Raw genomic sequence first — 24,843 nt, 5'->3', positions numbered from 1 at the left:
AGAGCCCTGAATTTGTTGGAAAGGTTTGCTAATAATTAGAAGCATCCAGAAAGTTTGCTTAATATCGCGCACTACGGGTGGGCAAAAACAGGTGGATTGGTCACAAATGGTGCATCGCGTTTCACTATATGGAAGCAATGTGAGCAAAAGCGTACTTTATGTTACGAGATTGTAATGAATTCGGCGAAGCCAGCTCACAGAATGTGAGCTGGTTCTGAAAAGAAGGGAGAAAGAGATTTAATAAAGGGAGCTGGCACCCTCAGGACGGGTTTTGAAGCGGCGATGGAGCCACAGATATTGATAGGGCGCACGCATGATTTCGTGTTCAATCACCTGATTCATATACGCCGCAGCCTGCTGCTCATCCGCGACAGGGTAATCTTTCAGCTCAGGCTGGATCACCAGCTTATAGCCGCTGCCATCATCATTGCGGATCAGGACAACGGTGAGCAGGGCTGGTTTAGCCATGCGGGCAATCATCCAGGTACCGCTGGTCGTCGCGGCCTGAGGAACGGCGAACAGCGGCGCGAATACGCTGCCTTTAGGACCATAATCCTGATCGGGAGCAAACCATACGGCTTCGCCTTGTTTCAAGGCATTCACCATGCCACGCAGGTCGCGACGGTTGATCATCGCTTTGTTAGAGCGCATACGACCTTTAGTCTGAACCCATTCCATCAGTTTATTGTTGTGCGGGCGGTACATGGCCATCATTGGCTGACACAGGCCCATCGTACGGCCTCCCAGCTCAAGAGACATAAAGTGAACGCCAATGATCAGCGCACCTCGTCCACCTACCTGCGCGGCCTTCAGGTTATCCAGGCCCTCAACGGTAAACCAGCGCTTCACCCGGCGATCCGACCAGAACCAGGCCATGCCGGTTTCCAGTAATCCCATACCCAGTGATTCAAAATTCTTTACGATGTGCTGTTCAAGCTGATCGGCAGGCATCTCAGGGAAACACAGCTCCAGATTGCGGCGGGTAATGCGAATCCGGCGCTTGAGGAACCGCATCGAGGTCCGGCCCATCCAGGTGCCCAGTTTTTCCAGCAGAGGAAAAGGGAGCTGAACCAGCAAAAACAGAATTCCCAGTCCGATCCAGGTTATCCAGTAACGTGGGTGCAGTAAGCGGCGGGTGAAACGGGGGGAAGACTTCATAATTCTCTCTTTAAGCGTGCATAGGGTATGTAGCGCATAGAGACGCAAATCATCAGCGATACAAAAACTTCGACAACATCACGGACAGGAAGTTGAGCCAGAAAGGTGTACTTTACACGATCCGGATAATTCTGGGCCTGAAAAAAGGCAATAAAAAAGGCGCTAACGAATGGTAGCGCCTCCAACACAATGAACCGAAACTTAGTTCATGCCGTATTTTTTCAGTTTCTTACGCAGCGTACCACGGTTGATGCCCATCATCAGGGCCGCACGGGTCTGGTTGCCACGGGTGTATTGCATCACCATGTCCAACAATGGCTGTTCTACTTCAGCCAAAACCAGCTCATACAGGTCATTCACATCCTGACCATTCAGTTGAGCAAAATAGTTCTTCAGTGCCTGTTTGACCGAATCACGCAGTGGCTTTTGAGTCACCTGATCCTGTGAGTTTACGGTAGATACGGTCAGTACGTCAGAATTTACGCGTTGTTCGAACATAGTTCTGTCAGCTCTTTATTTCTATTAGGCAAGATTTTCGAAGTATGCTTCCAACGCCTCCAGCTGTTCGCTGGCATCCTCTATGGCGTTGAATGTGCGCCGAAACTGGTCGTTTGGGGCATGCTCCTGGAGATACCAGGAGACGTGCTTCCGGGCAATACGGTATCCTTTGCGGTGACCATAAAAGTCGTGCAGTTCCCGTAGGTGCCCGATGAGCAAGCGCTTTACTTCAGCTAAGGGCATCGGTGCCAGCAGCTCCCCAGTGTCCAGATAATGCTGGATTTCCCGGAAGATCCAAGGTCTTCCCTGAGCCGCACGTCCTATCATCAGGGCATCAGCCCCCGTATAGTCGAGCACGGCTCTGGCTTTATGCGGGTCAGTGATGTCGCCATTCGCGATAACGGGAATGGAGACATTCTGCTTAACTGTCCGAATGCTGTCATATTCAGCTTCGCCGTTGAACAAACACGCGCGAGTGCGTCCGTGGATGGTCAGGGCCTGAATACCGCAGCGTTCAGCCAATTGGGCAATTTCAACACAATTACGGTTGTCTGGATCCCAGCCAGTGCGAATCTTCAGCGTAACGGGAACGTCCACTGCATCAACCACCGCCAGCAGGATAGACTTCACCAGCTCAGGGTGTTGCAGCAGGGCAGAGCCCGCCAGTTTGCGATTCACTTTTTTGGCTGGACATCCCATGTTGATGTCAATCACCTGCGCGCCAGATAAAGCGTTGATACGCGCTGCTTCAGCCATCTCATGAGGGTCACAACCTGCAATTTGCACGGTACGAATACCGGGCTCATCACTGTGAACCATGCGCAACCGGGATTTGTCCGTCGCCCAGACTTCAGGGTTAGACGACATCATCTCGGAAACGGTCATACCAGCGCCCATTGCATAACAAAGGGTCCGGAACGGTCTGTCGGTTATCCCGGCCATTGGCGCGGCAATCAGACGATTACGAAGCTGGTGGTTTCCAATGCGCATGAAATAAAAGTGACCATAGTGTGTCCGCAAGGCGGCGTATATTACGCATTTTCTGTCGAAGATGAAAGGCCAAACTTTGAACAATCCACCGGCTTACGGGGTGCTGGTAGAGATATCCGTTAGGGGTAAATTATTTTAGTGATTAAATTCAATAGCTTAATAAAAAGCGATTAAATTACGAACAAATATTTTTCTTTTTTTATAGGCTAAACAGCCAGATAAAAGGCATCACATGCCCCGGATAACGAGACATGTGACGGATGAAATCATCAAAACCAGACGATCTCACCTTTTGTTAACATCTCAGGCTTTGATGCCCGTAATCCGACACCACTCTTCTTTTTCTGCTACCGGATCAAGGATGAACAGCTCCTGATAGGCTTCACAAACACTTTCAGCCTGGCTTGCCAGTACGCCTGACAGACCCAGAGAGCCGCCCTTCACCGGCAGGACGCTAATCAGCGGTGCCAGCTCGCGTAAGGGGCCTGCAAGGATGTTAGCCACCACCACATCGGCACTCAGATTATCTGGCTGCTCATGCGGCAGATACAGCGAGAGGCGATCAGAGACGCCATTACGTTCAGCGTTGTCACGGCTAGCCTGGATCGCCTGAGGATCGATATCGATCCCTATCGCGCTGGCGGCACCCAGCTTCAGGGCGGCGATCGCCAGAATGCCGGAACCGCAGCCAAAGTCGATCACCGTTTTGCCTTGCAGATCCAGACCATCAAGCCAGGTCAGGCACATTGAAGTGGTAGGATGCGTACCCGTACCAAAAGCCAGGCCAGGATCGAGCATCACGTTTACCGCCTCCGGGTCCGGCACGTCGCGCCAGCTTGGGCAGATCCACAGACGCTGACCAAAACGCATCGGATGGAAGTTGACCATCCACTCACGTTCCCAGTCTTTATCTTCGATCTGTTCAATTTTGTGGGCGAAGCCGCTGCCCAGCAGAGGACAGGCTTCTAAGCCAATCACTACCAGATCCATATCGGTTTCAGCATCAAATAAGCCGATCGCATCGGTATCGCCCCACAGCAGCGTTTCGCCGGGTAAGGGCTCGAACACCGGGTTGTCATGCGTGTCCTGAAACGTGACCGAGACAGCCCCGTTCTCGATCAGCGCATCGCCCAGCTCTTCAGCCTGAGCGCCGGTGGTATTAATTTTCATCTGTATCCAGGGCATGGCAATTCTCTTTATTCAAACAGGGGTGGAAGCCTGCGCTGACGGGGCAGCGGCATGGCCAAAACGGTTTCCAACGACAAAGGCAATCAGACTCAGGATCAGTGAGGGCACGATCGGGTGGAATCCCCATGGCTGCAGCGAAAAACTGGCCAGCAGCGTATAACAACCCGCACCCATAATCATGCTACTGAGCGCGCCAGTGGCATTGGCTTTTTCCCAGTATAACCCGAGGACCAGCGGCCAGAGGAAGACCGCTTCAAGCCCACCAAAGGCCAGCAGATTGAGCCAGATGATCATTTCAGGTGGATTCCACGCGGCCAGCAGCAGCAGCAGGCCAAGCAACAGCGTGATCACGCCTGACATCTTCTTCAGCAGCGGCTCATTGTCCATCTGCTGTGGATAGAGGCGCAAATAGAGATCTTTGACGATCGTCGCCGATGATTGCAGCAGTTGCGCGTTGATGGTCGACATGATCGCCGCCATCGGTGCCGCCAGGAAGATCCCGGCAGCGACGGGCGGCAGAACGTGGATCATCAGCGTTGGGATCACCTGGTCCGGGATTGCCAGGTCAGGCATCACCGCCCGTCCAAGCGCGCCCGCCAGATGCATGCCAAACATCAGAATCGTGACCACGATGGTACCAATAATGATCCCGCGGTGGACCGCCTTGCTGTCTTTATAGGAGATGCAGCGCACCGCGGTATGCGGCAGGCCGATCACGCCGAAACAGACCAGCACCGAAAACGACGCCAGGAAGGTCGGGCTGAGAATATGGTCAACGCCACTGGCGGACACCAGCTGGGGATCAATATGCTGAAGCTTATCGACGGCACTGTGCATCCCGCCAGCGGCATGGATCACCGCAAACAGCAGCAGGAAGGTGCCTGCCAGCATCACCACACCTTGCATGGCATCATTCAGCACGCTGGCCCTGAAGCCGCCAAAAGCGGTGTACAGCGCGATGGTGCCACCAAAAATCAGCAATCCGCTATCGTAGGGAATGCCTGCGGCGGTTTCCAATAGCCGCGCACCACCGACAAATTGCACGGTCATGGCACCAATAAAGGCGATCAGCAGGCTGAGGCTGGCGAACCACACCAGTAACGGACTGCGATAACGGGCATAAAGCATATCGTTGAGGGTAACCGCGTTGTAACGTCGGGCGAGGATAGCGAATTTTTTCCCCAATACGCCCAGCGAAAGCCAGACGGCGGGGACCTGTACCATCGACAGCAGTACCCAACCCAGCCCATATTTATAGGCCGCACCGGGTCCGCCAATAAACGAACTGGCACTGATGTATGTCGTCGCCATGGTCATGGCCAGCACAAAGCCGCCCATCGATCGGCTACCGAGGAAATATTCAGTCAGAAAGCTGCCTTCACGGCGCTTACGCATGGCATACACAGAGAGGCCGGCGACCAGCAGCAGATAGGCAATAAGCGGCAGGATGATTTGAAGTTTCACTTTTCATCTTCCAGAGGAATGTCACGAAATACCAGCCTGACCATCAGCCAGCACAGCAGGATAAATAGCGCAGGAACCAGCAGACAGGCCATTTCAAACCAGTGTGGTAGCCCGGTAATGCCTTGTTTATCATCCGGTAGCCAGGCCATCAGCGACCAGGCAATAAGATAGGCGACAGCCAGCCAGAATGACCAGCGAGCCTCGCGATGAGCCTGAACGAAGCGCTTGTCCATCTCTCTCCTCACCTTAAAAATGCAAAGAAAAAGGCCGGTCAGACCGGCCTTTTTTTCAAAACATCAGGCTAATCAGGTTTCCTGAAGGCCGAGTTTTTTCTCCAGATAGTGGATATTGGTTCCACCGTGCTGGAAGTTTTCGTCAGACATGATCTTCATCTGCAGCTCAACGTTCACTTTAATGCCGTCGATGATCAGCTCAGCCAACGCGTTTTTCATGCGGGCGATTGCCACATCACGGGTTTCACCGTAAGTGATCAGTTTACCGATCATGGAGTCATAGTACGGCGGCACAGTGTAGCCAGCGTAGATATGCGATTCCCAACGCACGCCAAAACCACCTGGTGCATGGAAGCGGGTGATCTTGCCTGGGCTTGGCAGGAAGGTGTTCGGATCTTCGGCGTTGATACGGCATTCTACCGCATGGCCACGGATCACCACGTCTTCCTGTTTGATCGACAAAGGCTGACCGGCAGCAATACGCAGCTGCTCTTTGATCAGGTCAACACCGGTGATCATCTCAGTAACCGGGTGTTCTACCTGGATACGGGTGTTCATCTCGATGAAGTAGAACTCGCCGTTTTCGTACAGGAACTCGAAAGTCCCTGCGCCACGGTAACCGATTTCGATACAGGCTTTAGAGCAACGATCGCCGATAAAGCGACGCATCTCTTCAGTGATACCGGGTGCTGGAGCCTCTTCCACCACTTTCTGGTGGCGGCGCTGCATGGAGCAGTCACGTTCAGCCAGATATACGGCGTGGCCCTGACCGTCCGCCAACACCTGAATTTCGATGTGGCGTGGGTTTTCCAGGTATTTTTCCATATAGACCATATCGTTGTTGAAAGCCGCTTTGGCTTCCGCACGGGTCATATTAATGGACTGTTCCAGATCTTTTTCATGACGCACAACGCGCATACCACGACCACCACCGCCGCCAGAAGCTTTGATGATTACCGGGTAGCCGATTTGCTTACCGAAGGCACGGTTCTTATCCATGTCTTCAGTCAGCGGGCCGTCAGAGCCAGGTACGCAAGGTACGCCAGCTTTCTTCATCGCATTGATTGCAGAAACTTTGTCACCCATCAGGCGAATGGTTTCAGCTTTCGGGCCGATAAAGATGAAGCCTGAACGTTCAACCTGCTCAGCAAAGTCCGCATTCTCGGACAGGAAGCCGTAGCCTGGATGGATTGCCACCGCACCGGTGATCTCTGCAGCAGAGATCAGGGCAGGGATGTTCAGGTAGCTTTTTACGGACTGTGCAGGACCAATACAGACGGTCTCATCTGCCAGCAGTACGTGTTTCAAATCGCGGTCCGCGGTTGAATGCACGGCAACAGTCTTAATGCCCAGCTCTTTACAGGCACGCAGAATGCGCAGCGCGATTTCACCACGGTTAGCTATTACAATTTTATCCAGCATGGTTCGCCTCGTTATTCGATGACTACCAGCGGCTCGTCAAATTCAACGGGTTGGCCGCTTTCAACCAGGATCGCTTTTACTACGCCGGACTTATCGGCTTCGATCTGGTTCATCATTTTCATCGCTTCAACGATGCACAGAGTGTCGCCAGCGTTAACTTTCTGACCCACTTCCACAAACGCTTTAGCGTCCGGGCTTGGGGTACGGTAGAAAGTGCCCACCATTGGTGAACGTACGATGTGGCCACTGATCTCGGCTGCAGCCGGAGCTTCCATCGCTGGTGCAGTTGCAGGTGCGACGGCGTTAGCCAGCGCAGGCTGCTGCTGCATCATCGGGGCAGCATAGTGCTGCATCATTGGGTAGCCCGTATTGGCCGGTGCGCGACTGATGCGAACAGACTCTTCACCTTCAGAAATTTCCAGTTCAGAAATGCCTGATTCTTCAACCAGTTCGATCAGTTTTTTAATCTTACGAATATCCATGAGTGTGGTTCCGTACTCTGTTTAATTAGATTGTGACAGGCGTTTAACCGCCGTCTGCAAAGCCCAGGAATAACCGTCGACACCAAGTCCACAGATTACGCCGGCAGCAATATCAGAAAGATATGAATGATGACGGAAAGGCTCGCGAGCATGCACATTCGACAGGTGCACTTCAATGAATGGGATGCTGACTGCCAGCAGGGCATCCCGAAGCGCTACGCTGGTATGGGTGAATGCCGCCGGGTTAATGACGATATAATCGACATTGCCTTTCGCCTCATGAATGCGGTCAATTAACGCGTGTTCCGCATTGGACTGGAGATGGCTCATCTTCACGTTGAGCGCATCAGCTTGCGTGGTAAGGTCACTTACAATCTCTGCCAGGGTCGTTTTACCGTACTTCTCAGGCTCACGTGTGCCGAGAAGGTTAAGATTGGGACCGTTTAAAAGCAGTATGTGAAACTTATCCGTCATCTTGCTGCTATCTCCTGCGATAATTGAGGCATCGCACAAAATACAACGCGAAACGCCATTTGTCACCATTGCAGATGAAATTAGGTCGGTTCGCAAGTTTGAAGTCGGGCATTATAACGATTTCGTGGCAATTCGCAGCTAAATACTGGTCGTATCAGCGAAGATTATCAACCACCTGGCAAAAACGCCAGGCGGTTTAATGCCAGATATGCGGAGTGGCACACAGTCTTAAGCGGGTTTTTAACGAAACCACTGGCGGAATTTTTTGTAGCGCCATGCCAGCAAGATCGCTGCAATTAGCGCATAAATCCACGGTTGGGGACTGAAAGTCTTCACCGACCACAAGTAATGAATGGGTGCGAGGATCAGCACCAGGTAAACGCCGTTATGCAGGGTTTGCCAGCGTCTGCCCAGCTTGCGCTGCGCTTTCTGAAACGACGTCAGGGCCAGAGATAAGAGGATTAACCAGCTGATAATGCCCAGCGTCAGGTAAGGTCGGGAGATCAGTTCAGAGCCCAGCAGGCCGAGATTGCTGATGCCCAGCTCCAGCACCGAATAGCTTACCAGGTGCAGTGTTGCCCAGGCAAAACACCACAGGCCCAGCAGGCGGCGCACACGGATCAACAGCGGTTGCTTACCGTAGCGCGCCAGCGGGGTGATCAGCAGCGAGCCCAGCAGGAACTTCAACGCCATTCTGCCGGTAAAATGTTGTATGTCTTTCGCCGGATCGGCGCTGAACCAGCCCTGATCGATGGAGAGAAGCAACCAGAGTAAAGGAAGAAAACCCGCAAGGTGCAGGATCACTTTTAAGCCGGTAATTTGCCTGGCGGTGATACGCATCACTAGAAATTCTCCCGCAGATCCAACCCACGGTATAAAGAAGCAACCTGATCCGCATAGCCGTTAAACAGCAAGGTAGGCTGGCGTTTGACATCGAGAATGCCACCTGAACCGATAAAACGCTCTGTCGCCTGCGACCAGCGAGGGTGATCCACATGCGGGTTCACATTGCCGTAAAAACCATACTCGTTTGAGGCGAGCTGATTCCAGGTGGTTGGCGGCATATTTTTGACCAGGGTGATTTTGACAATCGATTTTATGCCTTTAAAACCGTATTTCCACGGCACGGTCAGCCGAACAGGTGCACCATTTTGCGGGGGCAGCGCTTTACCGTATACGCCGGTGGTCAGCATCGTCAGAGGATGCATCGCCTCATCAAGGCGCAATCCTTCAACATAGGGATAGTCGATACCGCCGCCAATAAAACGATCCTTCTGGCCCGGCATCTCATCCGGTGCATAGATGGTCTGGAACGCCACATAACGCGCGTTGCTGGTGGGTTCGGCTGCTTTCAGCAGTTTGCCCAATTCAAAACCGATCCAGGGCACGACCATCGACCAGGCTTCAACACAACGCATCCGGTAAATACGCTGTTCAAGCGGGAAGCGTTTGAAAATATCGTCCATGGATAGCGTCAGTGGTTTCGCGACTTCACCGCCGATTTCAATTTTCCAGTCGTCGGTTTTCAGCGTTCCGGCGTTAGCCGCAGGATCGGCCTTATCGAGGCCAAACTCGTAATAGTTGTTGTAGCCGGTGACTTTATCTTCCGGCGTCAGGGCTAAATTGGCCTGATACTGAGCGGGTTTGCTGAAGTCCAGGGGTTTTCCAGAAGGCGCTTTAGGGCGGTCGTTACCTTTAAACCAGGATAAGACGTCGGCGTGAGCCGCAGAGGGCAGCGATAACGCCGCCGCGCTAATACCCAGCGTTTTCAGCAACTCGCGGCGACGGGCGTTAAAAATGCTCTCGGGGGTAACATCGCGTTCGGTAAGTTTATCAATGGGCTTCATCAGGCGGCCTCCACAGGCTCGTTCTTCTCTTCCTGTTAGCATGACCAAAGAGTCGGCTTTGCGCGAATAAAGGACGAAAAATGTGAAATTTCCTGGAATGAGAATCACCCGAAAATGAACGGTGAAACGTCAGGCAAACGCGGAGACACGTATACTCGCAGGGCGGGTCATTAATCTGACATCCGCCAGGTCAACGCCCGCCAGGATATGGTACTTTCAGTGGCGGTCTGATTTTGGGCAGCGGAGAGTCATACATTTATTCGGCACGGGTTCAGGGCGCGAAATGCGTTACTTTATCCGCAGTGATGGGCACAGGGATGCGATTAACCACCAAACTTTCGACGATGATCACCTTACTGAGCGCACTGGCGATGTTACTGATGCTGGTGGGCTGCATTATGAGTTTTTTTTACCTCAGCACGCAGAGAAGTGAACACCGGCTTGAACTGATGGCTGGCGATGTGGAAACCGCGCTGCAAAGTGAGTCACCCGAACAGGTTGCTCAGTGGCTAAGCAAAGTGATGGGGCCACTGCAAATTGTTCGCACCGAGCTGATGCAAGGTGATCAAACCCGGTTAACCCTCGTGCATCATCAGGATCCGGTACTGGATGATGAACAAAACCAGTATCGCGACACCGTCCTTCCGCTGCCAAAACATCCGGGTTACCGCCTCCATGTTCAGTGGGTCGATTCAACCGAAACCTGGCTGAAATCGTTTATCGGCGCCTTCATTCTTAGCGTGGTCATTGCGATAGTGGCGATCATGACCACGCTGCTGATCGTGACGCATCGCTGGCTTAACCGGCAGCTTCAGGGCATGGAGCGGCTTGAGGTCAGAGCCGGCAAGGTGATTAAAGGAGAGAGAGGCACGGTAAGGGCGGGGACGGTACAGGAGTGGCCACCCAAGGCCAGCAGCGCCATCGATTTACTGCTGGCAGACCTGCAGGAAGCGGGCGAGCAGCGCACGCGCATTGATACTTTAATCCGGACGTTTGCCGCGCAGGACGCGACCACCGGGCTGAACAATCGTCTGTTCTTTGATAACCAACTGGCGACCATGCTGGAGGACACCGAAACCGGTGGCACGCACGGCATGGTAATGATGATCCGCCTGCCGGACTTTGACACGCTGCGGGATAACTGGGGACATAACCATACCAAAGACTATCTGTTTGCGCTGGTGAACCTGTTATCGACTTTTGTGATGCGTTATCCCGGCGCCTTGCTGGCGCGCTATTTCCGCAGTGATTTTGCCGTTCTCCTTCCTCACCGCAGCCTTAAAGATGCCGACAGCATTGCTTCCCAGCTCATCCATGCCGTGGATGCGCTGCCGCCGACGCGAATGTTGGATCGCGAGGATATTATCCACATCGGTATCAGCGCCTGGCACAGCGGGCAGGAAACGCAGCAGGTAATGGAAAACGTTGAACTGGCTACCCGACATGCCGCTTTACTGGGTGGCAACAACTGGTCGGTGGGTGAAGCGCCGCAGCAAGAGTTCACCCGCGGCAGCGTTAAATGGCGCACGCTGCTGGAAAATACCCTGCACCGTGGCGGCCCAAGACTGTATCTGAAACCCGCAGTGACCCTTGATGGGACCGTTCATCATCGGGAAATGATGCCGCGTATCTATGATGGCGAGAAGGAGCTGCTCTCAGCCGAGTATCTGCCTTTCGTTCAGCAGTTAGGTATGGCCGAAGGATACGACCGTCAGTTAGTCACCCGCATCCTGTCGCTGTTGCCGATTTGGCCAGAGGAAACCTTCGCCATTCCGCTGACGGTTGATGCCCTTATGCAGCGTCCTTTTCAGATTTGGCTCAGGGATATGCTGCTGCAATGCACTAAATTGCAAAGAAACCACATTTTATTTGAACTTGCAGAAGCAGATGTGTGTCAACACATCAGCCGTTTGGGTTCTGCGTTTCGATTGTTAAAGGGTTTTGGCTGTCGAATTGCGATTAATCAGGCGGGCCTGACGGTGGTCAGTACGGCTTATATCAGGCAGTTTGAGGTGGAGCTGATCAAGCTGCATCCTGCCCTGGTAAGAAACATCGAGCGTCGTACAGAGAATCAGCTGTTTGTCAGGAGTCTTCTGGAGAGCTGTACCAGGACTTCTACCCAGGTTTTCGCGGCGGGTGTCCGCACCAGAGGCGAGTGGCAAATCCTTGCGGAGCTAGGTGTGGCGGGTGGTCAGGGCGATTTCATCGCGCCGTCGCAGCCGCTAAACACCGGCGTAAAAAAATATTCGCAAAGATATCAAGTTTAATCTGCCGTTGTGCTGGATTTCACGTAGAATACCCGCGCGGCTGTGGTGCCGGCATGGGGGATCTGGTCAGCCAGTGACCCAAAGAATGTTAAATTTTATGTACGTTATGTCCGTCTGTCAGCCCTGAATTCTGAGCGCATTAGCCTGACATCAGGCTTGTGGTTCGCAACGCGACTTCAGGGTGTGGCCCTTGCGTGAGATAGCGTGATTTTTCACCGAAGTAGACTATTTTTGCGCCTTGTCGCTGCTTCGTGTGGTTGGTAAAGTAAGCGGATTTTATTTTCCGCCCCCAGCTTGCAGGATTATCCTTTAGTATGTTTAAAAAATTCCGTGGCATGTTTTCCAACGACTTGTCCATCGACTTGGGTACAGCCAATACCCTGATCTACGTGAAAGGGCAGGGTATCGTCTTGAACGAACCTTCCGTCGTTGCCATCCGTCAGGATCGTGCCGGTTCCCCTAAAAGCGTTGCGGCAGTCGGTCATGATGCAAAACAGATGCTGGGTCGTACCCCCGGCAATATCGCTGCTATTCGGCCAATGAAAGACGGCGTCATCGCCGATTTCTTCGTTACCGAAAAAATGCTGCAACACTTTATCAAGCAGGTTCACAGCAACAGCTTCATGCGCCCAAGTCCGCGCGTGCTGGTGTGTGTGCCTGTCGGCGCGACGCAGGTTGAGCGTCGCGCAATCCGTGAATCCGCCCAGGGCGCAGGAGCACGTGAAGTGTTCCTGATTGAAGAGCCTATGGCTGCGGCAATCGGTGCCGGCCTGCCGGTGTCTGAAGCAACCGGTTCAATGGTTGGGGATATCGGTGGCGGTACAACAGAAGTGGCGGTTATCTCGCTGAACGGCGTGGTGTACTCTTCTTCCGTCCGTATCGGTGGCGATCGCTTTGATGAAGCGATCATTAATTATGTGCGCCGTAACTACGGTTCACTGATTGGTGAAGCGACCGCTGAACGTATCAAGCATGAAATCGGCTCTGCTTATCCGGGCGATGAAGTGCGTGAAATTGAAGTCCGTGGTCGTAACCTGGCAGAAGGTGTGCCGCGTGGCTTCACGCTGAACTCCAACGAAATCCTGGAAGCGCTTCAGGAGCCGCTGACCGGTATCGTTAGCGCGGTGATGGTTGCGCTGGAACAGTGTCCGCCAGAACTGGCATCCGACATCTCTGAACGCGGTATGGTTCTGACCGGTGGTGGCGCATTGCTGCGTAACCTCGATCGTCTGCTGATGGAAGAAACCGGTATTCCGGTCGTGGTGGCAGAAGATCCGCTGACCTGCGTTGCTCGCGGTGGCGGTAAAGCGTTGGAAATGATCGACATGCACGGCGGCGATTTGTTCAGCGAAGAATAATTTGCTTTAAGGAGTGTAGGTACGCTCTGTCCTGCACTCCTTTTTTAAGATGTCGAGGAATACGCCGAGTTTATGAAGCCGATCTTCAGCAGGGGACCTTCCCTGCAGTTACGCTTATTTTTAGCGGTTATTGTGGCTATAGGCGTGATTGTCGCCGACAGTCGTATGGGCGCTTTCAGCCAGATACGCACCTATATGGATACGGCGGTCAGCCCATTCTATTTTCTGGCCAACGGGCCACGTCAAATTCTGGACAGTGTTTCTGAAACACTGGCCTCTCGCCAGCAGCTCGAACTGGAAAACAAAGGCTTACAGCGCGAACTGATGCTCAAGAACAGCGAATTGCTGATGCTGGGTCAGTTTAAGCAGGAAAATGCCCGTCTCCGCGAACTGTTGGGTTCCCCTCTGCGTCAGGACGAGCACAAGATGGTCACCCAGGTGATCTCCACCGGTACCGATCCCTACACCGACCAGGTGGTGATTGATAAAGGCAGCGTGAACGGCGTTTACGAAGGCCAGCCGGTGATCAGTGATAAAGGTGTGGTCGGGCAGGTGGTTGCCGTGGGCAAAATCACCAGCCGGGTGATGCTGATCTGTGACTCGTCCCATGCCTTGCCTATTCAGGTACTGCGTAACGATATACGGGTGATCGCGGCGGGCAACGGCTGTACTGAAGACTTGCAGCTGGAACACCTGCCAGGTAACACCGACATTCGCGTTGGCGATGTGTTGGTGACCTCCGGACTGGGCGGCCGTTTCCCTGAGGGCTATCCTGTTGGTGTGGTCTCTTCCGTCAAGCTTGATACCCAGCGCGCTTACACCGTGATCCAGGCCCGACCTACCGCAGGTTTACAGCGTCTGCGCTATCTGTTGCTGCTTTGGGGCGCCGATCGTAATGGCACGATGCCAATGGCACCGAATGAAGTGCACCGGGTGGCCAATGAGCGACTGATGCAGATGATGCCGCAGGTTCTGCCTGCCGCGAATGAACTGATGGGACCGCCCGCACCGGGGCAACCTGCGGGGTCCGTTCCCGCTGCTTCCGGTCAAACCGCTGTTCCTGCCGCGCCTTCTTCTGCGGGTCGTCAGGCCGCGCCTGCTGCCCGCGGAGGCCAGCCTTGAGCAGTTATCGCAGCCATGGGCGTTGGGTTATCTGGCTGTCGTTCCTGGTCGCACTGGTATTACAAATTATGCCGTGGCCTGAACAGTTCTTTATGTTCAGGCCGTCATGGCTTCTTCTGATCCTGATTTACTGGGTGTTGGCTCTGCCTCATCGTGTGAATGTCGGCACGGGCTTTGTGATGGGTTCTATAATGGATCTTATCTCTGGCTCGACGCTAGGCGTTCGTGCTCTGGCTTTCAGCATCGTGGCTTATTTGGTGGCGTTCAAATTCCAACTGTTCCGTAACCTCGCGCTCTGGCAGCAGGCGCTGATGGTCATGGTGCTGTCGCTGGCAATGGATGTCATTGTATTTTGGGCTGAATTTTTAGTGATAAACGTCTCATTCCGACCGGAAATTTTCTGGAGTAGCGTAGTAGACGGTATCCTCTGGCCCTGGCTGTTCTTGTTGATGAGAAAAATACGCCGCCAGTTTGCCGTACAATAAGGACGATTATGGTATCCCTTTATCTGGCCTCTGGTTCTCCCCGTCGTCGCGAGCTGCTCACGCAGCTTGGCCTGCGCTTTGAACGCCTTTCTACTCAAGTTGAAGAACTGAAACGCCCGGACGAGCAGGCTGAAGCCTACGTTCGCCGTCTCGCCTGTGAAAAAGCTCAGGCCGGTGTTGCCGTGGCAGAACGGGATCTGCCGGTGCTTGGCGCAGACACCATTGTGGTGCTGAACGGTGAGGTGCTGGAAAAACCTGAAGATCAGGCTGACGCCGCCAAAATACTGACTAAACTGTCTGGTCAGACGCATCAGGTACTGACCGCCGTTGCGCTGGCAGATAAAACGAGCATCCTGGACTGTCTGGTGGTCACCGACGTCACTTTTCGCACCTTAACCGCTGAGGATATTGCCGCCTACATTGCCAGCGGTGAACCGATGGATAAAGCCGGAGCCTATGGCATTCAGGGGTTGGGAGGCAATTTTGTTCGCAAAATTAATGGAAGCTATCACGCAGTGGTCGGGTTGCCGTTGGTTGAAACCGCTGAGTTACTCAGCCATTTTCAGTCACTGCGTGAGGTAAGGGAACAACATGACCGCTGAACTGCTGGTAAATATCACCCCTTCGGAAACGCGTGTAGCCTATATTGATGGCGGCATCCTGCAGGAAATCCATATCGAGCGCGAAGCGCGCCGTGGGATTGTGGGCAATATTTATAAAGGGCGCGTCAGCCGCGTGTTGCCCGGCATGCAGGCCGCTTTTGTCGATATCGGTCTGGAAAAGGCCGCCTTCCTGCACGCCTCGGATATCATGCCGCATACGGAATGCGTCGCCGGAGATGAACAGAAAAACTTCTCAGTGCGCGATATCTCCGAGCTGGTCCGACAGGGGCAGGACCTGGTGGTTCAGGTGGTGAAAGATCCCCTGGGCACCAAAGGCGCACGCCTGACCACAGACATTACTCTGCCATCGCGCTATCTGGTGTTTATGCCAGGCGCCTCACACGTGGGTGTGTCTCAGCGTATTGAAAGTGAAGCCGAGCGCGACCGTCTTAAAAAGGTGGTGTCTGCTTACTGTGACGAGCTGGGTGGTTACATCATCCGCACGGCGGCTGAAGGCGTGGGTGAGGTTGAGCTGGCGTCTGACGCGGCATTTCTGAAACGCCTGTGGACCAAGGTCATTGAGCGCAGAAAACGCAACCAGACGCGCTGCCGCCTGTATGGCGAAGTGGCCTTATCCCAGCGCATCCTGCGTGATTTTGCCGGTGCAGCGCTCGACCGGATCCGCATTGACTCACGTCTGACCTACGAGCACCTGGTGGAGTTTACCGGCGAATATATCCCGGAGATGACCGCCAAACTGGAACTGTATACCGGCAAGCAACCGATCTTCGATCTGTTTGACGTTGAGAATGAGATCCAACGTTCGCTGGATCGCAAAGTGGAGCTGAAGTCCGGTGGCTATCTGATCATCGATCAAACCGAAGCGATGACCACCATTGACATCAATACCGGCGCGTTCGTCGGCCATCGCAATCTTGATGAGACCATCTTCAATACCAACATTGAAGCGACGCATGCCATTGCCCGGCAGTTACGTCTGCGTAATCTCGGCGGCATTATCATCATCGACTTTATCGATATGACCAATGAAGATCACCGACGCCGCGTGCTGCATTCCCTTGAGCAGGGTCTGAGTAAAGACCGGGTAAAAAGCGGTATCCATGGCTTCTCCCAGCTTGGGCTGGTGGAGATGACGCGTAAGCGCACCCGGGAAAGTATTGAACATGTGCTTTGCCAGGATTGCCCGGTCTGTAAGGGACGCGGCACGCTGAAAACGGTTGAGACGGTCTGTTATGAGATCATGCGTGAAATTGTTCGCGTACATCATGCTTATGACTCGGACCGCTTCCTGGTATACGTTTCACCTGCGGTGGGTGAAGCGCTGAAATCCGAAGAATCACACGCGCTGGCCGAAGTAGAAATCTTCGTTGGCAAGCAGGTCAAAGTCCAGGTTGAACCGCTCTATACCCAAGAGCAGTTTGACGTGATCATGATGTGACCAGCACAAGGAGAAGTGTGTGAGGCGATTACCAGGGATCCTGCTACTGACTGGCGCAACCATCGTGGTGATTGTTGCGCTGATGGTCAGTGGGCTGCGTCTGGTGATGCCGCATCTGAACAGCTGGCGCGAACCGCTGCTGGAAAAAATTTCGTCTGTGGCCGGCATGCCGGTGGAAGCCAGTGCGCTGAACGGCACCTGGGAAAACTTCGGCCCGGTGCTGGAAATCCGCGATCTGCACGTCAGCCTGAAAGAAGGTGATGACTTAAAAGCCCAACGCATCACGCTGGCGCTGGATATCTGGCAGTCAATGCTGCACCTGCGCTGGCAGTTCCGTAATCTGACCTTCTACCAACTAAATCTGGCCACCAGTCAGCCGTTAACCTCAGGCAACGGTGAGAAACTGCAGCTGGAGCCGGGTAAGTTCAGCGATCTGTTCCTTCGTCAGTTCGATCACTTCGATCTTCGCGACAGTCACATCAGCTTTGTCACCCTTTCCGGTCAGCGTGCGCGACTGGATGTTCCTCAGCTCACCTGGCTAAACGAAAAAAACCGTCACCGTGCGGAAGGCGTGGTCAGCCTGTCCAGTTTTAACGGTCAGCATGGTGAAATTCAGGTGCGGCTGGATCTGAGCGACAGTAACGGCTATCTGGATACCGGCCGGGTGTGGATGCAGGCGGATGATGTCGACGTGAAACCCTGGTTAGGCCAGGGGATGCGCGATAATACCAGCCTGGACAGTGCACGATTCAGTCTGGCAGCATGGATGAGCCTGAAAGAGGGTGAAATCTATGATGGCGATATTCAGCTGAAAAAAGGCGGCGCGAGTTGGAAGGGCGACCAACAGCAGCATCATCTGACCGTCGATAACGTTACCGCACACATTGCCCGCTTCAACAGCGGCTGGAGCATTGAGGTCCCACAGACCAATCTGGTGACCGACGGCCACCCGTGGCCGAAAGGCCAGCTGTCGGGTATGTGGCAGCCTGAGAATGGCGTATTGCCTGGCCCGGATCACAATGAAGAAGTCCGCGTGCGCGCCACCCAGCTGGATCTGGAACGGTTGGATCCGCTGATCCCTCTGTTTGCCAAACTGACCCCAACACTGCTGCAAAACTGGCGTGCGTTGCAACCTAAAGGCCGCATTGAAGCGCTGGCGGTGGATATTCCTGTTCAACAACCTGAAAAGAGCCGTTTCCAGGCCAAATGGCGGGATCTCAGCTGGCAACACTGGGAACTGCTGCCCGGTATGGCGCATTTCAGTGGATCGGTGAGCGGTGCGGTGGCGAACGGGCAGGTCGATTTCAACGTCAACAACGCCACCTTACCTTACGGTTCGATGTTCCGGGCACCGCTTGAAATAGAACATGCCACAGGGGCGTTGAGCTGGCAGTACGCCAACGACCACTTCACCCTTGCAGGCCATCAGTTAGATGTGAAGGCGCGTTCCCTGTGGGCGAAAGGCGACTTCACCTACGCCCAGCCGAAGGACAAAGCGCCCCGACTGGATATTCTGGCCGGCATCAATGTGACCGATGCCGGCGATGCCTGGCGTTACTTCCCTGAACCGCTGATGGGCAAATCGCTGGTGGACTACCTCAGCGGCGCCATTAAGGGCGGGCAGGTGCAGAATGCCTCACTGATTTTCGCCGGCAACCCCCAACTGTTCCCGTTCAAGCATAATGACGGGCAGTTTGAAGTCTGGGTGCCGCTGAAACAATCAACCTTCCAGTTCCAGCCAGGCTGGCCGGATCTGCAAAATCTGGATATCAACCTCGACTTCGTGAATGACGGCCTGTTTATGAAAGCCGAACACACCAAACTGGGGCAGGTTGATGGCAGAAATATCTCGGCGGTAATCCCGGATTATCTGAAAGAGAAGCTGATCATTGATGCTGACATCAACGGTGCCGGCAAAGCGATTGGCGATTACTTTAATCAGACGCCATTGAAACCGTCACTGGGTGCCGCGCTTGATGAGCTGCAGATTGGCGGCGATGTGAGTGGTCGCTTACATTTGGATATTCCGCTCGATGGCGAGCTGGTCCGGGCCACCGGCGATGTGAATCTGAAGGACAACACGCTGTACATCAAGCCGCTTGATAGCACCATCAAGCAGCTGACTGGCCACTTTACCTACGATAATGGCGATCTGAAGAGTGACCCGATGACGGCCAACTGGTTCGGGCAGCCGATGGACGTCAGCTTCAACACCCTTGAGGGCGACAAGAACTACCAGATTGGCGTTGATCTTAAAGGGGATTGGCAGCCAGGCAAGATGGATGTGGTTCCTGCGCAGATCCGTGACAAACTCACCGGCGATGCCAGCTGGAAGAGCAACGTGCTGATCAATTTGCCGCACGCTGGCAGCGCAAACTATCAGGTTGTACTGGACGGTGACCTGAAAAATGTGAGTAGTCACTTACCTCCACCGTTGGATAAAGAGCGGAATGTGGCGATGCCGGTTAAAGTCAGCGCCAAAGGTGACCTCAAAAGTTTCAACCTCAGCGGTTCTGTCGGCAGCAACCGCCACTTCAATAGCCAGTGGCTCTTTGGCAAGCAGTTGAAGATCGATCGTGGAATCTGGGAGAACAACAGCAAAGGTCTGCCTCCCCTCCCCGAGGCGGACGGCATGGTCCTGAATCTGCCTCCGCTGGATGGCGAAGCCTGGCTGGGGCTGTTCAACAGCCAAAGCACAGGCAAAACGGCAGGTGGATCGTCTTCGCAGCAGGCCACTAAAAGCCGGGCGTTTATTCCGGGGAATATCACCCTACGCACGCCAGCGCTGACGCTGGGTGGCCAGCTGTGGCACGATCTTGAAGCCACGCTGAGTGAGACCGTATCGGGAGACACGCAGATTCAGGCTAAGGGCAAAGAGATTAACGGCACGTTGAAGATGAACCAACGCTCACCCTGGGCTGCTCATCTCAACTACCTTTATTACAATCCGGAATGGGCCTCCGCCGAAGGCAGTTCTCCTCTGCCGGGCGACAGCAGCAAGATTGATTTCAGCAGCTGGCCAGCGCTGGCACTGACCTGCGATGAATGCTGGATACGCGGGCAGAAATTTGGCCGGATGGCGGCAGATGTCAGCCATTCCAGCGACACGCTGACCCTGAAAAATGGCCTGATTGATACCGGTAGCTCGCGGCTGAAAGTCGAGGGCGAGTGGGTTAATCGTCCTGGCGCCCAGCGTACGGCTTTAAAAGGCGTGCTCAGTGGTAAAAAAATCAATGATGCCACCAACTGGTTTGGGGTGAATACGCCACTGCGGAATTCGCCGTTCAATATCGATTACGATCTTCACTGGCAGTCCGCTCCGTGGCAGCCGTCAGAAGCAACCTTAAGCGGCGTGCTGAAGTCGCATTTCGGTGCCGGTGAAATTGCCGATGTGAATACCGGCAGAGCCGGACAGCTCCTGCGGCTGGTCAGCTTCGATGCGCTGCTGCGCAAAATGCGGCTGGATTTCAGCGATACCTTCAGTCAGGGCTTCTATTACGACTCGATCAGCGGAACGGCCTGGATTGAAAAGGGCGTGATGCACACCGACAATTTGCTGGTGGACGGGTTGGAAGCTGACATTGCGATGAAGGGCAAAATGGACCTGGTGAAACGCCAGATCGATATGGAAGCGGTTGTGGCACCAGAGATCTCCGCGACCGTCGGTGTGGCTGCAGCGTTTGCGGTCAATCCGATTGTCGGTGCGGCGGTGTTTGCCGCCAGCAAAGTGCTCGGTCCGCTGTGGAACAAAATTTCGGTGCTTCGCTACCATATTTCCGGCTCGATCGATAAGCCGCAGATTGACGAAGTGCTGCGTAAGCCCGTTGAAAAGAGCGCGAAGTGAATTTGACGTGACCTGCGAATTGCCTCAGGCTATAGATATGCGATGCCAGCGGTTACTGGCTCATCCAAACAGAGCGAGAATTCATGAGTCTGAATCTGGTAAGTGAGCAGTTACTAACTGCTAACAACATTAATCAACAGGATCTCTTTTCCCTTCTCGGTCAGCTGTCTGAACGTAAACTGGATTATGCCGACCTCTATTTCCAGTCCAGCTTTCACGAGTCCTGGGTGCTGGAAGACCGCATCATTAAAGACGGTTCATGGAATATCGATCAGGGTGTCGGCGTCCGTGCCGTCAGCGGCGAAAAGACCGGTTTTGCCTATGCAGACCAGATTACGCTGAATGCCCTGACGCAGAGCGCTACCGCTGCGCGCAGCATTGTCCGTGAGCAGGGGAACGGAAAATCCCATACGCTTGGCGCGGTGATGCATCGTTCGTTGTACCCAACGGTGGATCCGCTGCAGAGCCTGACCCGTGAAGAAAAAATTGCGTTATTGCACCGCGTCGATAGCGCCGCCCGTGCTGCGGACAAACGTGTTCAGGAAGTCAGCGCCAGTCTGAGCGGCGTGTATGAAATGATTCTGGTGGCCGCCACTGACGGCACGCTGGCCACCGATATTCGCCCGCTGGTTCGCCTTTCTGTCAGCGTGCAGGTAGAGGAGAACGGCAAGCGTGAGCGTGGTTCAAGCGGCGGCGGCGGGCGCTTCGGCTATGAATTCTTCCTGGCTGATGAGTCTGGCGAAATGCGTGCTGAAGCCTGGGCGCGTGAAGCGGTGCGAATGGCGCTGGTTAATCTGAATGCGGTTGCTGCCCCGGCAGGCACCATTCCGGTGGTACTGGGTGCCGGCTGGCCGGGCGTGCTGTTGCATGAAGCGGTCGGTCATGGTCTGGAAGGCGACTTTAACCGCCGTGGAACCTCGGTCTTTAGTGGCCAGATGGGGCAGCTGGTGGCTTCTGAGCTCTGTACCGTGGTCGACGATGGCACCATCGAAGGTCTGCGTGGATCGCTGGCTGTCGATGATGAAGGCGTACCGGGTCAGTACAACGTACTGATTGAAAACGGCATTCTGAAAGGTTACATGCAGGATAAGCTCAATGCGCGCCTGATGGGGGTTAACCCAACGGGCAACGGCCGCCGTGAGTCCTATGCTCATCTGCCAATGCCGCGTATGACCAATACCTATATGCTGGCCGGTAAATCCCCGCCGCAGGACATCATCGAAAGCGTGGAGTACGGCCTGTATGCACCGAACTTCGGCGGCGGTCAGGTTGATATCACCTCAGGTAAGTTTGTGTTCTCTACCTCAGAAGCGTATCTGATTGAGAACGGCAAGGTCACCAAACCGGTAAAAGGCGCGACCTTGATTGGCTCGGGCATCGAAGCGATGCAGCAAATCTCGATGGTCGGAAACGACCTGGCGCTGGATAAAGGCGTGGGCGTTTGCGGTAAAGAAGGCCAGAGCCTGCCGGTTGGTGTGGGTCAGCCCACGCTGAAGCTTGATAAGCTGACGGTTGGCGGCACCGCGTAATCCGTTTAAACGCATAGCTGAAAAGCGACACCCAAAGGGACGAGAAATCGTCCCTTTGGCTTTTCTGGCCTCTACTCCTGCCGCGATTCCTGATAAACGTCCGCCACCTTATCGAAATACTCGGTGAGATAGTTAATACACACCTGCACCTTCAACGGCAGCTTGTCCTTCTGGGTATAAACCGCATAAACCGGCCGTGGTGCGGATTGATAATGGGCAAACAGGATCTCCACCTGTCCGGCGTTAATCTCATCGATCACCCACATTAACGGCACATGGGCGATGCCGGTTCCTGAAACCAGCCAGCGGATCAGGGTTTGTGAGTCATTGGTGGCAAAACGCCCCTGAAGAGAAAGGCGGATAGAGACGCCTTCAGGCGACGTCAGCTCGAAATCGTTATCCGGGCGGACGCTGTACTCCAGCCAAGAAAAGTTACCTAAATCTGACGGTTTCTCCGGTGTGCCATGTTGGGTCAGATAGCTTTTTGCGGCGCAAACCACCATCGGCATTGACCCCAACCGCCGTGAAAACAGACTCGAGTCCTGCAGCGCGCCGACGCGGATCACTAAATCCAGCCCGTCAGCGATAAGATCGGGAGCTGGGCTGCCGGTGACCAGATTTACGGTCAGGCCGGGATATTCCCGCAGCATCTCCGCCGTCATGTTGGCCAGCACGTTTTGCGCCATGGTTGATGAACTGCCAATGCGCAAGGTTCCCACTGGGGTATTGTTAAACGCGTACAGCTGTTCATGAACCTGCTGCGCTTCAGACATCATTCGTCGACAGCCCTGGAAGTAGATCTTCCCGGCTTCGGTCAGTCCCAGGCTGCGGGTACTGCGATTCAACAATTTGACCTGGAGTTCATCTTCCAGTTTGGCTACAGTCTGGCTGACGGCCGAGACGCTCATTTGCATCCGGTTAGCCGCCGCGGTAAAGGATCCCAGTTCTACCACCCGTGCAAACACGGACATGCCCTTAAGTCTTTCCATTGTTAACCCTGGCTTAAAAGTGATTTAGATCACATTAGGTAGAAAACACATAGTCAGGCGCGTTATTATAGCGGCGCCGGGTTACCTTTCCGTAACTCTACTCACCACAATGCTGGCTCCTGAATACGCTATTATTCATTGAGCGCCGGTTATGATTATCTGACAGCTTGTCTGTTACTCTATCATCATCAACCTGTAAAGCAGCAGCCCCCCTCAACCGGGAGGTGGCTTGAGTCTGCCAGAAGGCGTGTGCCCGGTAAGGTACTGACAAGGATAAAAGATGAGTATGCTTCCGGTTATTGTGATATTTGGGCTCTCTTTTCCGCCCATTTTCTTCGAAATTATTGTGTCATTGATGCTGTTCTGGCTGGTGCGTCGTTTGCTGACACCCACCGGGATCTATGACCTGGTCTGGCATCCTGCACTGTTTAATACAGCACTCTACTGCTGCCTGTTCTACCTGGTTTCCCGATTGTTTGTCTGAGGTCATAGTGAAAGCGCTAACTACAAAAATTGCCCGATACGCCATAACCCTGATTCTGGTCGTCATCGCCGTTATCCTGATTTTCCGCGCATGGGTGTTCTACACAGAATCCCCGTGGACACGTGATGCTAAATTTACTGCGGATGTCGTGGCGATTGCCCCGGACGTGAGCGGCCTGATAACGGATGTTAAGGTACGCGATAACCAGCTGGTGAAGAAAGACCAGGTGCTGTTCGTGGTCGATCAGCCGCGCTATCAACAGGCGCTGGATGAAGCTGAAGCCGATGTGGCTTACTACCAGGCGCTGGTGAACGAGAAACGTCGTGAAGCGGCCCGCCGCAATCAGTTGGGTGTCACTGCCATGTCCCGTGAGGCCATCGAGCAATCCAATAACGATTACCAGACCTCCGAGCACCAGCTGGCGAAATCCATCGCGACGCGCGATACCGCAAAACTGGATCTGACGCGTACCGTGGTGAAAGCGCCGGCCGATGGTTGGGTGACTAACTTGAACGTTTACCGCGGTGAATTCATTACCCGTGGCTCAACCGCCGTGGCGTTGGTGCAGCAGCATACTTTCTATGTGCTGGCCTATATGGAAGAAACCAAGCTGGAAGGCGTCCGTCCGGGTTACCGTGTCGAGATTACGCCGCTGGGCAGCAACCGCGTATTGCATGGTACGGTGGACAGCGTTGCGGCGGGTGTGACTAACAGCAGCAGCACCATCGACAGCAAAGGGATGGCGACCATTGACTCCAACCTGGAGTGGGTGCGTCTGGCGCAGCGTGTGCCGGTGCGTATTCACCTGGACGAGCAGCAGGGCAATCTTTATCCATCCGGCACCACGGCGACGGTAGTGGTAACCGGCGCAGCCGATCGCAAGCCGGAACAGATGTCACCGATGTCGAAGTTGATGCATCGCCTGCGTGAGTTCGGCTAAGCAGGAGA

The 24,843-nt window shown here is 54.2% G+C and carries 22 protein-coding genes; 10 read left to right on the top strand and 12 right to left on the bottom strand.

The annotated features are described in order from the left end of the window. Positions 1-237: 237 nt before the first annotated feature. The 11 genes from lpxP to msrP form a co-directional block, all read right to left on the bottom strand. On the bottom strand, positions 238-1,158 hold the full coding sequence (gene lpxP / locus E2F51_RS04750) for a kdo(2)-lipid IV(A) palmitoleoyltransferase (RefSeq protein WP_134822876.1): 921 nt from the start codon (positions 1,156-1,158) through the stop codon (positions 238-240). Positions 1,159-1,359: 201 nt separating this feature from the next. Beyond that, positions 1,360-1,656: a DNA-binding transcriptional regulator Fis gene (gene fis / locus E2F51_RS04745; protein ID WP_000462905.1), complete on the bottom strand. Its 297-nt coding sequence runs from the start codon at positions 1,654-1,656 to the stop codon at positions 1,360-1,362. 24 nt (positions 1,657-1,680) lie between these two features. Next, positions 1,681-2,646, bottom strand: a complete 966-nt coding sequence (gene dusB / locus E2F51_RS04740) for a tRNA dihydrouridine synthase DusB (protein ID WP_013204096.1) — start codon at positions 2,644-2,646, stop codon at positions 1,681-1,683. A 303-nt stretch (positions 2,647-2,949) separates the two neighbouring features. Continuing rightward, on the bottom strand, positions 2,950-3,831 hold the full coding sequence (gene prmA, locus E2F51_RS04735; protein ID WP_013204095.1) for a 50S ribosomal protein L11 methyltransferase: 882 nt from the start codon (positions 3,829-3,831) through the stop codon (positions 2,950-2,952). Between the two features lie 15 nt (positions 3,832-3,846). Further along, positions 3,847-5,298, bottom strand: a complete 1,452-nt coding sequence (panF, locus tag E2F51_RS04730; RefSeq protein WP_053145094.1) for a sodium/pantothenate symporter — start codon at positions 5,296-5,298, stop codon at positions 3,847-3,849. After that, positions 5,295-5,531 carry a YhdT family protein gene (locus tag E2F51_RS04725; protein ID WP_013204093.1) on the bottom strand — a complete coding sequence of 79 codons (237 nt, stop codon included), beginning with the start codon at positions 5,529-5,531 and terminating at the stop codon, positions 5,295-5,297. Before E2F51_RS04725 ends, panF begins: the two co-directional genes overlap by 4 nt. A gap of 72 nt (positions 5,532-5,603) precedes the next feature. Then, a complete protein-coding gene (gene accC / locus E2F51_RS04720; protein ID WP_013204092.1) occupies positions 5,604-6,953 on the bottom strand; it encodes an acetyl-CoA carboxylase biotin carboxylase subunit in 1,350 nt (449 codons plus the stop codon). Between the two features lie 11 nt (positions 6,954-6,964). Then, positions 6,965-7,435 carry an acetyl-CoA carboxylase biotin carboxyl carrier protein gene (gene accB, locus E2F51_RS04715; RefSeq protein ID WP_013204091.1) on the bottom strand — a complete coding sequence of 157 codons (471 nt, stop codon included), beginning with the start codon at positions 7,433-7,435 and terminating at the stop codon, positions 6,965-6,967. 21 nt (positions 7,436-7,456) lie between these two features. Continuing rightward, entirely contained in the window at positions 7,457-7,909 is a 453-nt protein-coding gene (gene aroQ / locus E2F51_RS04710; protein ID WP_013204090.1) for a type II 3-dehydroquinate dehydratase, read from the bottom strand. A gap of 240 nt (positions 7,910-8,149) precedes the next feature. Continuing rightward, on the bottom strand, positions 8,150-8,749 hold the full coding sequence (gene msrQ / locus E2F51_RS04705) for a protein-methionine-sulfoxide reductase heme-binding subunit MsrQ (protein WP_053145092.1): 600 nt from the start codon (positions 8,747-8,749) through the stop codon (positions 8,150-8,152). A 2-nt stretch (positions 8,750-8,751) separates the two neighbouring features. Continuing rightward, positions 8,752-9,756 carry a protein-methionine-sulfoxide reductase catalytic subunit MsrP gene (msrP, locus tag E2F51_RS04700; protein WP_134822875.1) on the bottom strand — a complete coding sequence of 335 codons (1,005 nt, stop codon included), beginning with the start codon at positions 9,754-9,756 and terminating at the stop codon, positions 8,752-8,754. A 317-nt stretch (positions 9,757-10,073) separates the two neighbouring features. Here msrP and csrD point away from each other — a divergent pair, with 317 nt between their 5' ends. From csrD to tldD, 8 genes are all read left to right on the top strand, one after another. Continuing rightward, the gene (gene csrD / locus E2F51_RS04695; protein ID WP_134822874.1) at positions 10,074-12,023 is read left to right on the top strand and encodes an RNase E specificity factor CsrD; all 1,950 of its coding nucleotides are present in this window, start codon (positions 10,074-10,076) and stop codon (positions 12,021-12,023) included. Between the two features lie 314 nt (positions 12,024-12,337). Further along, positions 12,338-13,381, top strand: coding sequence for a rod shape-determining protein MreB (gene mreB / locus E2F51_RS04690; RefSeq protein WP_134822873.1), 1,044 nt, complete (start codon positions 12,338-12,340; stop codon positions 13,379-13,381). 72 nt (positions 13,382-13,453) lie between these two features. Beyond that, positions 13,454-14,503, top strand: coding sequence for a rod shape-determining protein MreC (mreC, locus tag E2F51_RS04685; protein WP_053145087.1), 1,050 nt, complete (start codon positions 13,454-13,456; stop codon positions 14,501-14,503). Next, positions 14,500-14,988: a rod shape-determining protein MreD gene (mreD, locus tag E2F51_RS04680; RefSeq protein WP_013204085.1), complete on the top strand. Its 489-nt coding sequence runs from the start codon at positions 14,500-14,502 to the stop codon at positions 14,986-14,988. The genes mreC and mreD overlap by 4 nt, the downstream gene beginning before the upstream one ends. Before the next feature lie 8 nt (positions 14,989-14,996). Further along, positions 14,997-15,590, top strand: coding sequence for a nucleoside triphosphate pyrophosphatase (locus E2F51_RS04675; protein ID WP_134822872.1), 594 nt, complete (start codon positions 14,997-14,999; stop codon positions 15,588-15,590). Continuing rightward, the gene (gene rng / locus E2F51_RS04670) at positions 15,580-17,049 is read left to right on the top strand and encodes a ribonuclease G (protein ID WP_053145081.1); all 1,470 of its coding nucleotides are present in this window, start codon (positions 15,580-15,582) and stop codon (positions 17,047-17,049) included. Before E2F51_RS04675 ends, rng begins: the two co-directional genes overlap by 11 nt. 19 nt (positions 17,050-17,068) lie before the next feature. Continuing rightward, entirely contained in the window at positions 17,069-20,893 is a 3,825-nt protein-coding gene (gene yhdP, locus E2F51_RS04665; protein WP_134822871.1) for an AsmA2 domain-containing protein YhdP, read from the top strand. Positions 20,894-20,976: 83 nt separating this feature from the next. Then, a complete protein-coding gene (tldD, locus tag E2F51_RS04660; protein WP_134822870.1) occupies positions 20,977-22,422 on the top strand; it encodes a metalloprotease TldD in 1,446 nt (481 codons plus the stop codon). A 71-nt stretch (positions 22,423-22,493) separates the two neighbouring features. Here tldD and aaeR read toward each other — a convergent pair whose 3' ends face one another. Continuing rightward, entirely contained in the window at positions 22,494-23,411 is a 918-nt protein-coding gene (gene aaeR, locus E2F51_RS04655; protein ID WP_013204080.1) for an HTH-type transcriptional activator AaeR, read from the bottom strand. A gap of 280 nt (positions 23,412-23,691) precedes the next feature. Between aaeR and aaeX the strand changes: the two genes are divergently transcribed. Beyond that, positions 23,692-23,895 carry a p-hydroxybenzoic acid efflux pump operon protein AaeX gene (gene aaeX, locus E2F51_RS04650; protein ID WP_013204079.1) on the top strand — a complete coding sequence of 68 codons (204 nt, stop codon included), beginning with the start codon at positions 23,692-23,694 and terminating at the stop codon, positions 23,893-23,895. A gap of 7 nt (positions 23,896-23,902) precedes the next feature. Continuing rightward, positions 23,903-24,835 (top strand): p-hydroxybenzoic acid efflux pump subunit AaeA, encoded by a 933-nt coding sequence (gene aaeA, locus E2F51_RS04645; RefSeq protein WP_134822869.1) that lies wholly within the window; start codon positions 23,903-23,905, stop codon positions 24,833-24,835. Positions 24,836-24,843: the final 8 nt, after the last annotated feature.

Origin of the sequence: Erwinia sp. QL-Z3, from assembly GCF_004551645.1 — a bacterium.
GTDB lineage: Bacteria > Pseudomonadota > Gammaproteobacteria > Enterobacterales > Enterobacteriaceae > Erwinia > Erwinia billingiae.
Note: the sequence above shows the minus strand (reverse complement) of the source record. Positions and strands in the feature narration are given on the sequence as shown.

Excerpts from the sequence above, each read along its gene's own strand:
- lpxP (WP_134822876.1), bottom strand. The coding sequence starts at position 1,158 with ATGAAGTCTTCCCCCCGTTTCACCCGCCGCTTACTGCACCCACGTTAC.
- fis (WP_000462905.1), bottom strand. The coding sequence starts at position 1,656 with ATGTTCGAACAACGCGTAAATTCTGACGTACTGACCGTATCTACCGTA.
- dusB (WP_013204096.1), bottom strand. The coding sequence starts at position 2,646 with ATGCGCATTGGAAACCACCAGCTTCGTAATCGTCTGATTGCCGCGCCA.
- prmA (WP_013204095.1), bottom strand. The coding sequence starts at position 3,831 with ATGCCCTGGATACAGATGAAAATTAATACCACCGGCGCTCAGGCTGAA.
- E2F51_RS04725 (WP_013204093.1), bottom strand. The coding sequence starts at position 5,531 with ATGGACAAGCGCTTCGTTCAGGCTCATCGCGAGGCTCGCTGGTCATTC.
- accC (WP_013204092.1), bottom strand. The coding sequence starts at position 6,953 with ATGCTGGATAAAATTGTAATAGCTAACCGTGGTGAAATCGCGCTGCGC.
- accB (WP_013204091.1), bottom strand. The coding sequence starts at position 7,435 with ATGGATATTCGTAAGATTAAAAAACTGATCGAACTGGTTGAAGAATCA.
- aroQ (WP_013204090.1), bottom strand. The coding sequence starts at position 7,909 with ATGACGGATAAGTTTCACATACTGCTTTTAAACGGTCCCAATCTTAAC.
- msrQ (WP_053145092.1), bottom strand. The coding sequence starts at position 8,749 with ATGCGTATCACCGCCAGGCAAATTACCGGCTTAAAAGTGATCCTGCAC.
- msrP (WP_134822875.1), bottom strand. The coding sequence starts at position 9,756 with ATGAAGCCCATTGATAAACTTACCGAACGCGATGTTACCCCCGAGAGC.
- csrD (WP_134822874.1), top strand. The coding sequence starts at position 10,074 with ATGCGATTAACCACCAAACTTTCGACGATGATCACCTTACTGAGCGCA.
- mreB (WP_134822873.1), top strand. The coding sequence starts at position 12,338 with ATGTTTAAAAAATTCCGTGGCATGTTTTCCAACGACTTGTCCATCGAC.
- mreC (WP_053145087.1), top strand. The coding sequence starts at position 13,454 with ATGAAGCCGATCTTCAGCAGGGGACCTTCCCTGCAGTTACGCTTATTT.
- E2F51_RS04675 (WP_134822872.1), top strand. The coding sequence starts at position 14,997 with ATGGTATCCCTTTATCTGGCCTCTGGTTCTCCCCGTCGTCGCGAGCTG.
- rng (WP_053145081.1), top strand. The coding sequence starts at position 15,580 with ATGACCGCTGAACTGCTGGTAAATATCACCCCTTCGGAAACGCGTGTA.
- tldD (WP_134822870.1), top strand. The coding sequence starts at position 20,977 with ATGAGTCTGAATCTGGTAAGTGAGCAGTTACTAACTGCTAACAACATT.
- aaeR (WP_013204080.1), bottom strand. The coding sequence starts at position 23,411 with ATGGAAAGACTTAAGGGCATGTCCGTGTTTGCACGGGTGGTAGAACTG.
- aaeX (WP_013204079.1), top strand. The coding sequence starts at position 23,692 with ATGAGTATGCTTCCGGTTATTGTGATATTTGGGCTCTCTTTTCCGCCC.